The 12,063-nt window shown below is 32.3% G+C and carries 11 protein-coding genes and 3 pseudogenes; 3 read left to right on the top strand and 11 right to left on the bottom strand.

What is annotated here, in order from left to right; all coding sequences use genetic code 11:
* Positions 1-274 precede the first annotated feature (274 nt).
* The gene (locus ACEW8E_RS05285) at positions 275-1,786 is read right to left on the bottom strand and encodes a bifunctional pantoate--beta-alanine ligase/(d)CMP kinase (RefSeq protein ID WP_373479294.1); all 1,512 of its coding nucleotides are present in this window, start codon (positions 1,784-1,786) and stop codon (positions 275-277) included.
* 116 nt (positions 1,787-1,902) lie between these two features.
* On the opposite strand from ACEW8E_RS05285, the gene ACEW8E_RS05280 reads away from it, so the two are divergent.
* Positions 1,903-2,418 (top strand): pentapeptide repeat-containing protein, encoded by a 516-nt coding sequence (locus tag ACEW8E_RS05280; RefSeq protein WP_373479295.1) that lies wholly within the window; start codon positions 1,903-1,905, stop codon positions 2,416-2,418.
* A 43-nt stretch (positions 2,419-2,461) separates the two neighbouring features.
* On the opposite strand, the gene ACEW8E_RS05275 is transcribed toward ACEW8E_RS05280, so the two are convergent.
* The 9 genes and pseudogenes from ACEW8E_RS05275 to ACEW8E_RS05235 all read right to left on the bottom strand — a co-directional run bounded on the left by ACEW8E_RS05275 (position 2,462) and on the right by ACEW8E_RS05235 (position 8,776).
* Positions 2,462-3,532, bottom strand: coding sequence for an NAD-dependent epimerase/dehydratase family protein (locus ACEW8E_RS05275; protein ID WP_373479293.1), 1,071 nt, complete (start codon positions 3,530-3,532; stop codon positions 2,462-2,464).
* Positions 3,533-3,537: 5 nt separating this feature from the next.
* Positions 3,538-3,849: a hypothetical protein gene (locus ACEW8E_RS05270; protein WP_373479292.1), complete on the bottom strand. Its 312-nt coding sequence runs from the start codon at positions 3,847-3,849 to the stop codon at positions 3,538-3,540.
* Complete coding sequence (locus tag ACEW8E_RS05265) at positions 3,834-4,220, bottom strand: hypothetical protein (protein WP_373479291.1); 387 nt, start codon at positions 4,218-4,220, stop codon at positions 3,834-3,836. Before ACEW8E_RS05265 ends, ACEW8E_RS05270 begins: the two co-directional genes overlap by 16 nt.
* An 85-nt stretch (positions 4,221-4,305) precedes the next feature.
* Positions 4,306-4,647: a DUF86 domain-containing protein gene (locus tag ACEW8E_RS05260; RefSeq protein ID WP_373479290.1), complete on the bottom strand. Its 342-nt coding sequence runs from the start codon at positions 4,645-4,647 to the stop codon at positions 4,306-4,308.
* Complete coding sequence (locus ACEW8E_RS05255; RefSeq protein ID WP_373479289.1) at positions 4,631-4,945, bottom strand: nucleotidyltransferase family protein; 315 nt, start codon at positions 4,943-4,945, stop codon at positions 4,631-4,633. Before ACEW8E_RS05255 ends, ACEW8E_RS05260 begins: the two co-directional genes overlap by 17 nt.
* A gap of 4 nt (positions 4,946-4,949) precedes the next feature.
* Complete coding sequence (locus ACEW8E_RS05250; RefSeq protein WP_373479288.1) at positions 4,950-5,195, bottom strand: hypothetical protein; 246 nt, start codon at positions 5,193-5,195, stop codon at positions 4,950-4,952.
* 50 nt (positions 5,196-5,245) lie between these two features.
* A pseudogene (locus tag ACEW8E_RS05245) lies at positions 5,246-6,565 on the bottom strand (glycosyltransferase).
* Between the two features lie 32 nt (positions 6,566-6,597).
* The gene (locus ACEW8E_RS05240) at positions 6,598-7,872 is read right to left on the bottom strand and encodes a hypothetical protein (RefSeq protein ID WP_373479287.1); all 1,275 of its coding nucleotides are present in this window, start codon (positions 7,870-7,872) and stop codon (positions 6,598-6,600) included.
* Positions 7,873-8,161: 289 nt separating this feature from the next.
* Complete coding sequence (locus tag ACEW8E_RS05235) at positions 8,162-8,776, bottom strand: NAD-dependent epimerase/dehydratase family protein (RefSeq protein WP_373479286.1); 615 nt, start codon at positions 8,774-8,776, stop codon at positions 8,162-8,164.
* A 143-nt stretch (positions 8,777-8,919) separates the two neighbouring features.
* On the opposite strand from ACEW8E_RS05235, the pseudogene ACEW8E_RS05230 reads away from it, so the two are divergent.
* Positions 8,920-9,231, top strand: a pseudogene (locus ACEW8E_RS05230) (IS4 family transposase); the annotation flags it as partial.
* A gap of 115 nt (positions 9,232-9,346) precedes the next feature.
* Here ACEW8E_RS05230 and ltrA read toward each other — a convergent pair.
* The gene (gene ltrA, locus ACEW8E_RS05225; protein WP_373479285.1) at positions 9,347-11,056 is read right to left on the bottom strand and encodes a group II intron reverse transcriptase/maturase; all 1,710 of its coding nucleotides are present in this window, start codon (positions 11,054-11,056) and stop codon (positions 9,347-9,349) included.
* An 832-nt stretch (positions 11,057-11,888) separates the two neighbouring features.
* Between ltrA and ACEW8E_RS05220 the strand changes: the two are divergent.
* A pseudogene (locus tag ACEW8E_RS05220) lies at positions 11,889-12,063 on the top strand (IS4 family transposase); the annotation flags it as partial.

Below are 12,063 nucleotides of genomic sequence, written 5' to 3'. Positions count from 1 at the left end.
ACTGGATCTATTTTTTGACACCAGCGATTAAAACATGGTGGCATTGATGAAGATGTTGTTTCTTTCATTTTGACCTAAAAACGTTATAATACAAAAATTATAACCTAATTTCTTTTATCGTTTTGTTTAAGTACCGTTAAGACTTCTTTTAAATCTGTTTCGATGATTGTACTCATGTTAAAATTTCTTTAGTTATATGAATGATAAAGGAGTAGTTGGCAGCTACTCTTTTTGGTTTTATTCTAGCCTATACCTTTTATTCAACAACAGAAAATTAAAGATAACTTTTAATCTTGTTAATAACTTCCTCCATAGTTAAATTATCCGTGAGAATTTCTACGGCATTATCTGCTTTTTTTAAGGGTGCAATTTCTCTGGTACTATCAATATAATCTCTCTCTTGAATATCAGCAATTAACTGCTTTAAATTAAGGTTACTTTCTCCTTGATTTTCTAAGTCAATTAATCGTCTTTTTGCCCTTGCTTCAGGGGATGCCGTCAAAAATATTTTTAATTGGGCATGGGGAAAAACATTCGTACCAATATCTCTTCCTTCTGCCACAATTCCCCCTTGTATCCCATATTCTTGCTGTAATTTTACCAACTTTTCTCTAACCGCTTTTTGCGCTGATATTTTCGATACATTAGTCGTAACTGCTGGAGTGCGAATTGCTTTAGTTACTTCTATATCATTAACTTTAACGGTGACAGGAATTTTTAAATCAGAATTTGGTAATAATTCAATTTTGGCTAATCCCACTAACTTAGCGATGGCTTTATCATCAGTACTATTAATCTGATTTTCCATGACTAACCAAGTAATGGCACGATACATCGCACCTGTATCAAGGTATAAAAAGCCTAATTCATGGGCTAAATGACGACTAACGGTAGATTTCCCTGCTCCTGCTGGTCCATCTATGGCTATAATTGGTTTTTTCACAGTTAAAATTAGATTATCTATTAAACGAGTATTACCACAATAGGCAGCGATCGCCATTAAAGCAGAATTAGTTATTTTTGTCAAGGTTTGTAATGTTTCAGGATCAACTATTTCTATATATTGTAAAGTTAAAATAGGATGATTTTTAAATTGACTTTCGATGATACCAATTAAATTTTTAGGATTATTTTGTCCTTTTAAGAAACTCTTTTTTGCTAACATTAAACTTTTAAATAATAATGTCGCTTCTTGTTTTTCTTCTAAAGTTAAATATTGATTTCTTGAACTTAAAGCTAATCCTGATTCTTCTCGAATAATATCACAAGATTTGATCTTAACAGCCATATTAAGATCATTAACAATTTTTTTGATGATTGCCACTTGTTGTGCATCTTTTTGCCCAAAATAAGCCATATTTGGTTTAACTAAATTAAAAAATTTTGTCACAATGGTTGCAACTCCTTGAAAATGTCCTTTTCGATATTTACCACATAACACTGACATCATTGAAACAGGAGGTATAATTAAAGTTGTTTCTTGACTAATAGTATTCATTTCTATCTCAGACGGGATAAATAAGAGATTAACCCCTAATTTTTCACATAATTCTTTATCTTTATCTAATTGCCTTGGATATTTATCTAAATCTTCATCCATAGCGAATTGTAAAGGATTAACAAAAATACTGACTATCACATAATCATTTTCTGTTACGGCTTGTTTAATTAAACTTTCATGACCCAAATGTAATGCTCCCATAGTAGGTACAAAACCCACCTTAATCTGAGAAGAAATTTTTGCTCTTTCTGTTTCTAAATTGACGATTTTAGTTACAATTAACATAAGAATAAAGTAAACCAATTAAATAAATTATGATTAATAACTTAGCTAATTTATTGTACCCTTTGATTTATCCTTATCAAAGTTTAACTTTTAATAATTTTTATATAGAAAAAACTATGATTAATTCTACTTTATCAACAATTTTTGGGCGTGTATTTTACGGTTTTTTACTTTTATTTCTAGCTTTTTTGTTAATCTTATTAACACCTCAACCTGTGAATGCAGAAATACTTAATTTTACTCATGCTGAATTAGAAGGAAAAGATTTTTCTAATCGAGACTTGACAGGTTCAGTATTTGCTGCTACTAATTTAAGAAATGCCTCTTTTGAAAATTCCAACTTAACCAACGCCATTATGACAGAAGGAATTTTACTTAACGCTAATTTACGAGGTGTTAACTTCACGGGTGCATTAATTGATCGTGTTACTTTTGATTTATCTGACTTACGAAATGCTATTTTTGTCGAAGCCATTGCTACTCGTACCCGATTTTATGATACTAATATAGAAGGTGCAGATTTTTCTGATGCTGTTATTGATCGTTACCAACTAAATTTGATGTGTGAAAAAGCAAAAGGGGTTAATCCTGTAACAGGAATAGCGACTAGAGATAGTTTAGGTTGTGAATAACAATTAGAGTCTGCTAAATTAGCCCCTAAATTCAAGTAAATTTTCAACTGATTAAAATACTCTTAACCATAGACTCATTTTCTTTAATCCATTGATAAATATCTGTTAGGGTATTTTTAGCATCCTTTTGCGGTTGCCAACTTCTTTTTTCTCTTATCTTACGACTATCGGTGATAAAAATAGGTACATCACCTTGACGATTTTCTTTTACCGGCTCAATATTGATGGAATTACCCGTTATTTCCTCACAAATTTTAGTCGTTTCTAAAAGAGATAAAGTATTATCGATTCCTCCTCCAACATTAAAAGTTTCTCCTTGAAATTGATCTAATTTATTAATTTGTAAATCAATTAAATTTAATAAATCTTCAATGTGTAGAAAATCTCTAACTTGCTTACCTTTGCCACCATAACCAATATATTTTAAAGGTTTTTTAAAGTAATGATAAGCCATCCATAATGCAAATACACCTTGATCTACTTTACCCATTTGCCAAGGTCCTGTCAAGACTCCACAACGATTAATTAAAGTACGAATACCGTAACTATCAGCATATTCAGCGATTAATAATTCTGAAGATAACTTGGTTGTACCATAAAGTGATCTAGCTTTATCTAAGGGAAAATTCTCTGCAATACCATACTTAGAAGCACCGATAATAGTTTGTTTTTCCTTTAATTGAAAGTGTGTTTTTTCTTCTGTAAAATTTAGATTATTGAGGTAAAAAATCGGATAAACTCTGCTTGTAGAAAGAAAGATAAAATCTGACTTCGTTTGTCTTGCTAACTCTAAACAATTTATCGTACCAATTAAATTCGTTTCTAACACATATTTAGGGGAATTATACCCTGCTAAGACGGAAGGTTCAGCAGAACATTCTAAAATCAAATCTGGTTGTAATAAACTTGCGTCTAAATCTTCAAGGTTGCGCACATCTCCGTGAATAAAGTTAATATTTGCTTGTTTAAGTCGGGGCAAATTAAGCTCAGAACCACGCCTCTTAAGATTATCTAGGGCTGTAATTTGCCAATCAGGATATTTTTGACCTAAACCTAATGCTAAGGCACTTCCAACAAATCCTGCACCACCTGTGATTAAAATTTTTTTTGCCATAACATTTATTTAACCGCTTTAATGAACATTTGAGAGCCTAAAATTGACCAGAAAATAGGTAATCTTAAGTAAATTGATAATAGCAAAGGTGAACTAGGATTTCCTTTAGTAGAATAGGGTAAAAATCGAGAAATTAAAACTTCTATTTTAAAGCCGATCGTGGTTAAAATTTCTTGTAAAGATAGGTGAGTTATGGGTAATTGATGATCGATAAAATCATAATATTCCTTATAACAATATTTAAAATTAGGTTGAATAATTAATAGTGAACCTCCTTGATTTAATAGTTGATAACAGACTGCTAAAATAGAGACCAATTCTTCTTTATTGCGTAAATGCTCAAAGAAATTAGATACAAAATATGATCGAACTTACAGTTAAATTTTTCGGGATCATTTAAGTCTAAAATATTCATATTTAACACGGTGACGTTATCATCAGCGAATAATTTAGCATCGGGATTAAGATCGATTAAATACTTTTCTTTAGCCTTAATATTATTAATAAACTCTCCGTACCCCCCCCCAATGTCTAACACACTACCATTAGGGTTAATGTATGTTTGTAAAAAGTCTTTAATCAGGGTTTTCCAGAGTAATAATTTTGCTTTTCTTTGTTGTGGATCGAAACGATTATTATAAAGTTGTTGTAAATAATATTCTTGTTGATTGATAAGATTATTGTTCATAATTTTAGTTGGTATTAAATAGTTAATTTTATTTTAAAATATAGTTTGATTTTCTAGTCTTGAAATATTATCTTAAATTAATAAGCTATTTTTCTCGATTTAGTATGTCTTGAATCTGCTGATGTAATAAGGGAATTTGATAAATAATTACATTCCATACCAGATCATAATCTACTCCAAAATACTCATGAATTAACTTATCTCTCATTCCTGCCATTTGTTTCCAGGGAATGTGAGAATAGTCTTTTCTAAAATCATTGGGTAACTTTTTGGTTGCCTCTCCAATAATTTCTAAACTACGCACAAAAGATCTTTTTAAGGTTTTATCTTCTAAAAAGCTATCTTTTTCTAAACCTGCGGATAAGTCTAATAAATAATCAATTTCGTCTGCTATATGACACAAATAAACTTTAACGGAAAGAGACATATTCTACCTCCCCTAAAATTATATCCCGAAGATATGGACTCAAGGATTCAGGAGTTAAAACGTCCACCTTACGTTCAAATAAATCCTCAAGAAAAAAGCATAAATCCATAAAATTCATAAAGGTTTTCAATTCAGACTTAAATTCCACTAATAAATCAATATCGCTGTTTTCTGTGGCTTCTCCCCTTTGAAACGAACCAAACAAACCACATCGCTTTACACCATAATTCTCTAATGTCTTTTGATGTGTCTGTAATTGCAGAAAAATATCCTGTTTACTCTTTAGTAAAACTCTCATAATTTTAGTTATTAATTGATAGTTGAAGCTGTTTTTCTCGGACTAATTCTTCTCCTTCCCAACCCCCAATTACTTCTTCAAAAAATTCTTTTGCCCATCCTGTTGAAAGATCATTTTTTTTATTTTTAGATGCTAAAATCGGTTGATAAACTAAAGTTATTTCTAAATCTGTATTTTTGAGATGTTCAGGTAAAGATATTTGTAAAATACCGTCTTCTCCTATATAAGTTTTAAAACTAATTGTTTGCATTTTTTCTTCTCCAAATTATTTATTATTTTATAATATACAAATTCATAAACTTAATCCGAAGATTTAACTTTAATTGGTGTTTCTTTTCGCTGATAATCACCTCTTGAAAGGTGTTTTTCTAGCAATGTATAAAGCACAATAAAAAGGTATCTACTACCCATTTCTTTTAACTTTAATTTTGAGACTCCTGCCGATCGATTTTTCCATGTAATAGGTATAATTGCATAACTATAACCTCGCACGATCGACTTTAAAGGAAGTTCTACGGTAAGATTAAAATGATGAGATAGTAAGGGCGAAATCCCCTCAATAACTTCTCGCCGATACATTTTAAAGGCGTTGGTGGTGTCATTAAAATTCAAGCCAAAAAGCACGGAAATAAACAGGTTTGCCATGCGGTTAATGGTTAGCTTATAAAAAGGATAGTCTATAACCTTGCCCCCTTTGATAAACCTCGAACCGAAAACGCAATCATAGCCCTCCTGCATTTTATTATAGTAATCAATCATATTCTCTGGGCTATCGGAATTATCCGCCATGACGATGGCAACCGCATCTCCATTGAAATTTTCTAAACCACAGCGAACGGCAAAACCGAAGCCATTGGGATAGTAATTATTGATGTAATGCACTCTCGGATTCTCCTCGTGCAATTCTTGTAAAAGGTTTTCCGTCTTATCCTTACTATTGTCATTGACTACCAAAATTTCATAGTTGATGGAGGCTTAGTCGAGATGCTCACTGATATTATGGATAGTGTTGACGATGCAATCTTCTTCATTGTGGGCAGGAATCACCAACGAAAACAAGTTAATTTTTGCCCCTAAATCCCCAATTATGGGGACTTTTTCTTCTTCTCCCCCAAAGTTGGGGGCAAGGGGGCGAGTAGGGGAGCTATCAGGCAATAAAGCAGGGGTTAAGGCTTCAGGAAAATAGGCTTCCTTGCCCTGATTTTTGCTACTAGAGAACACAAAGCGATCGCTAATGATAAAATTGAGGGAAGCACTGATTAACGCCCCAAAAACCGTATTTACGCCGTAACTAACTCCCCAAAAATCCAACAAAGGAAATACAAAGAACACCCGTACCACGATCGCCGTTCCTGCGGATACATGATAGAGAGGAAGTTGTTTGAAAAGTACGTTAAACCAATTCCAACTACCGCCACGCCATACCCAAATACGGTAGATAAAGAAACTGGCAATCAGGGAAAGTTCGATGGAAATTATATTAGCAACATTGCGTAAAAAGGGAGTATCAAAACCAAATTTTTCAATGAGGAGGAAAATCAGCAGTAAATTGATAGCGGTAGCCACACCGCCTCCTAACAAAAATTTAATTACTTTTCCTGATAATATGTTGTTATTCATAATGAAATTTTTAATTATAGTTATTCACTTTATCAACTAAAAATTGTGTAATAGTGAATAGGAATAAAACCATTCGATAAATCTATAAAATTCATGTCATAATGAGTAATTCTGATAAAAAATAAGGTATAAATTAGCAAAATAAAATAGATTAAGTAATATTTTTTGATGTCAAATTTATTTTGAAAAAAAGAGATTATATGAGAATATAAGTTATAAATAGGCTTAATTATTTTTAATAACTCTTGATTTTTTTGATAACTATACATTTTTAATTTTATAAGACTAGGAGTTAATAAACAAACAGCGTAAGTTATTGAAATAGTCATAAACCATCTACCCCAATCAAAAGCAATTATATAGAGAATAAAAGAACCAATAAAAGGGATAAAAAAATACTTAAAACTAAAATTAATAGATACTTCTTGAGGTGAAAAAGATAAACTTTCATTCTTAATATATAATCTTCTATTTTCTTCTTCAACTGTTTTACTAATAGTAATCTCTGACGCTCTCATGAGAATAATTTTACTTAAAAAAAATGCAGTTATCCAACTGAAAAACCTTAAACCATTATCATATAAAATGTTCCTTTTAAAAGTTTCTTGTATTGCTTCAAAAGTTGAATAAGTATAATAAGATAAAACTTCAGGTAGTTCTTGACAATTAGGAACTAAATTGTATTCTTGCCAAGATTTACAAATACTAACGACTACTTCTTTATTACCATTAAAAATCAGAGAAATTAAAGCTACTATAATCGTTGGAGAATAAATTATTATGATCTTTTTAATTGTTTTTATTGGTAAATTATTTAGTGCTAATATAGATAAACTAATTAATATATTTAAAGGCAAAACTAAAAACAATATTGCTTCATGACTCAAAGCAGTAGGAATAGAAAATAAATTGTAAAAAATAAATAATTGATAGCAGTATTTATCGATAGTTTTTCGATTTAATTCTTGTTTTACTTGATTTATATCAGATAAATATAGAGAGGTAACTGTTTGAGAAACTAGCCATAAATTTATTAGCAGTCCGAAAAAAAATAAATATTCTTTTCTACCTAATCCACCAATATCATTAATGGGAAATAATAATAATGAAGGTAAAAATAAAAAAATTAAAATAGTTTCTACTGTTAATACCCTTAACGATTTATTAACTTTAATTAAATAAATTATTGACCATACTAAAAAAATTAGATAGTTAAAATAAACTACCATAAAAAATGTTTGAGGATTATTTAAGTTAAAATTTTCTCTTAACCAAAAAATAATACTTCCTGTTAATCCTCTCCTCACAAATCCTCCAACATAATTAACTAACCATTCTGAATAAACATAGTTACTGAAACTTGATTTTAAAATGAAATAATAAATTATTAGGATGGTAAATATTAGGATAAATCCGAGAAAGATAATTTTTTTAATATATATATTCTCAAAATCTGTAAAATAGTTGTACAACTGGTGTTTTTTGTCTCTATTAGCCATATTTAATAAGCATTTAATTGTATTAGTAATTAATGTTGATAATTGAATAATCGGTATTTTTTGCCTTTTTTTAATGAGAGAGGGGATGGGGTGAGGGCTACCATCGATCAAGATTATTGGTGTAAATTTCCTGTAGAATATCCTTGACGGTGTATTGAAAATACCAATCAGGATAATGACTTTGAAACTTACTCACATCGCTAATCCACCAGATATGATCGCCAATACGGTTTGTTTCGCTATAACTCCAATTCATCTTTTTCCCCGTAATCTCCTCACAAAGTGCGATCGCCTCTACCATAGAACAATTACTGTGACGACTACCACCGATGTTATAAACCTCAGCAATACGGGGATTTTGATAAAAATGATAAAAAGCATTAACCAAGTCGTAACTGTGGATATTATCCCGAACCTGTTTTCCTTTGTAACCGTAAACCTCGTAATGATTACCCGTTATGGCACAGCGCATCAGATAGGATAAAAAGCCATGTAACTTAGTACCAGCATGACTTGGACCTGTTAGGCATCCTCCCCTAAAACAAGCGGTTTTCATCTCGAAATAGCGTCCATACTCTTGTACCAATACATCTGCTGCCACCTTAGAAGCACCAAAGAGAGAATGTTTCGTTTGATCAATACTCATGGTTTCATCAATACCCTGAGCATAGCCATGATTAGAGCATTCGTTAGAAGTTAAATAAATCAACAAAAAGTCAAGATAATAGTAATAAAAATTAACAAATAGCTGAAAGCCTTATAAATGTTAATATTTTGAGAGTATTCCCTTTTTCCCAACCACGGATGACTAAGAAAATTAACCGAGATCACGCACAAAAAAAACATCATCCTTTGATGGAAAATGATGCCATTTTTTCACATTTGTCGGAACTGTTAACCCCTTCTATCTTTGCTCAAGAAGCTTTGTTTCGTGATTTGGGATTAAGAAATCGTATTCTCAATTTGTCATTAATGACGGCAGCAATATTGACTCTTTTATGGCGTAATGTCCCCAGTGTAAACGAGTTAACCCGTATTTTAAATAAAGAAGGCTTTTTGTGGGTAAATGTAACTAAAGTCAGTCAAAAAGCACTTTCAGAAAGATTTTTAACTTTTCCATCAATTTTATTTGAACAAGTATTTAAAGAATTATTGCCTAAATTAAAACAAAGGTGATTAAAGTCAGAGTGGTAGTCACCTACCAAACTGCTCTTCAGAACCGTGCATGAAACTTTCACTTCACACGGCTCCTCTCAAATACGTCCCTTGTTATGGGTACAAATCAACTGCCTTTGGTATTTCCATCACTTGCAGTTTTTGTGTCATGACAATGTCGATGCAGAGCTTGTAGGTTAGAGTATTCATCTTTGCCCCCTAATGATTTGGGGATAACATGGTCGATTTCTACTAAGTCTATATCTTTGAAATACAATCCACAGTGATTACATTTACCCTTCTGTTTCTTAAGTAATGTTGCCATTCTTGTTGATACTTCTGGGTGTTTTCCTATACGACTTGACCAATACATCATATTTCCGTCAAAAAGGGATTTATCTTCTTTAACTTTGGTGTGTCTCACAATGGGTGTATCTGTGTGTTTAAAAAGTTTCATCCCTCCTTCCTCATGGGTACTGAAAACCCAATTTCTCATTTTTCCAAATGAGTAGTCTGAGTGCCAATATTTATTATTTACCCATGATTTAGATTTTGTACTGTGTCTTCTTTCACTCCATCTCTTAAGTTGTTGATATAAGATATGGTCACAATCTGCATATGTTTCTTTACTACAAACTGAACTGTAATAATTACTCCATCCTCTGATTATTGGGTTTAATTTTGAAATTAAAACCGATTGAGATGCCGATTTGTGATTTCTAATTACATCACCAATCTTTTTAAGATGAGATTTTACTTTTTCTTTTGAGGGTTTTATGATAGTCTTAAATCCAAGTTGCTTTCCCTTTGATGATTTACCACTGTGACATTTCCCTGTTGGGTATTGTCTTATGTTAAATCCAAGAAAGTCAAATCCGACATTTCCCATATACTTATTAAGAGTGTGGGAAATTTTGGTTTTACTTGGTTTTAATTCTAAGCCTATGTCTTTTAACCATTTCTCGATTATTTCCTTGCATTTGAGGATTATAGTTAAGTCTTTGTGCAGGATTATAAAATCGTCTGCATATCTTATTAAACTTATACTCACCTCATTTACTTTCTTTCGCCCCTTCAGAGTTCTGGCATATTTCTTGATTTCTAGTTCCATTCCGTGTAGGGCTATATTTGCCAATAAGGGTGATATTACTCCTCCTTGTGGTGTGCCTTTATCAGTATTGGTTAAGAGACCCTTTTCCATCACTCCACTTTCTAGCCAAGCCTTGACTTGATTTCTAAGTGTGGGATAAGTGTTGAGTTTTGCAAGTAATTTATTGTGATTGATGTTGTCAAAACATCCTGCTATATCCGCATCCAGTACATATTTAGGTACTTGATGAATTGCAATAAATATAGCTTCTATGGCATCATGACAATTCCTTGCTGGTCTAAATCCATAGGAATTTACTTCAAAAGTTGATTCCCATTGTGGCTCTAATCCTAATTTGACTAGAGCTTGTAATGCTCTATCTTCTATGGTGGGTATTCCTAAACCTCGTTTTTCCCCATTTGATTTTGGTATCCAAACTCTGCGTAATGGCTTTGCTTTTCTTCCTAATCTGAGATTATTAACGAGTTCAAATCTTTGTTTTGGCGTAAGAGACTTTCTACCATCTACTCCAGCCGTTACTTTTCCTTGATTATCTTGGGTTACCCGTCTGGTTGCCCAGAGTTTGCCATAGTAAGAAGTCGTTAGTAGTCGCCGTAATTTGTGAACCAATTTGACATTGCCACTCTGACTTGCTCTGTATATTCTTTTTTGTAACTTAAATACCGCAATCTCTACGACTTTCCAGTCTATTTGATTCCAAGTATCCCATTTATACTTTACGTTCATAACATATTAATTACTAATTGAGACCATACAATACATATCTAAGTGTGTACGTCAGCATATACTTTACATTACATAAAGCCGTTCGCTTCTTACACAATCTTTACCCTAATAACCTTACGCTGGTTACTACTTAAAGTCTTCGACCACTTTAAGAGATTAGAAGGAGTTAATTCGTTCCTGTCTTCCGTTTTCTCTGAACTTAGATTCTTACTCTCCACCGACTCTGTATTGATGTTCCCAATTCAGGATCCGCAACCTGTTGGTATATTAGAGTATCACCTGTTGGTCTAGCTTATCAGCCATTTAGCTAGGTTATTCTAACGATGGTTCAAACGTAAGTTCCTTGCGTAATCATATTCAGAATTGCAAGATGTGTACCACTTTTGGCTAGTAGTATGGACACCCTATTTCCCTGCGTTAGCCTATGAGATTACCAGTCTCAAGTGACTAAGGGATATGCTGTCACTCCGACATCTGGAGGGATGGATTCTCACCATCACGGAAGAACAAGTTGTCAAGGTACGTTGTCTAGGTTCGGTTATCACTACCGTATAGTGTGCGGTAATCCGTTTATGTGATTATAACAATCGCTTAACATTTCCCTACTTTTTTGGTTGTTAATGAGTATTTCTACTTATCATAATGTGATTATTGAACTGTCGAGATTCTGATTTGTTGACCTTCAAAATTGCCTTAGAAAGGGCTTATAATTTCTTTTAAGTCATTTTTTACCTTGCTAGGGGTACGTTAGTCTTAGAATCTCTCCTAAGTGTCTCTCCTTGAATCTGTGATTCTTGAGTTAGACCTAACTTTGTCCTAAACGAATCGCACGCAAGAAAGAATATCTCGTCCACTTCCTGATAGTGTTTGTTTTTCTCTGACAAAATTTAGTCAGATTTGGATTATTGATGGTTCAACTTTAGAGGCATTGTTTAGAAAATTAGATAGTTTAAAAGATATTCCGACAGGTAAATTAGCAGGAAAAATGGCGGTAGTGATGGATTTAG

Source organism: Geminocystis sp. (assembly GCF_041753295.1).
Lineage (GTDB): Bacteria > Cyanobacteriota > Cyanobacteriia > Cyanobacteriales > Cyanobacteriaceae > Geminocystis.
Note: the sequence above shows the minus strand (reverse complement) of the source record. Positions and strands in the feature narration are given on the sequence as shown.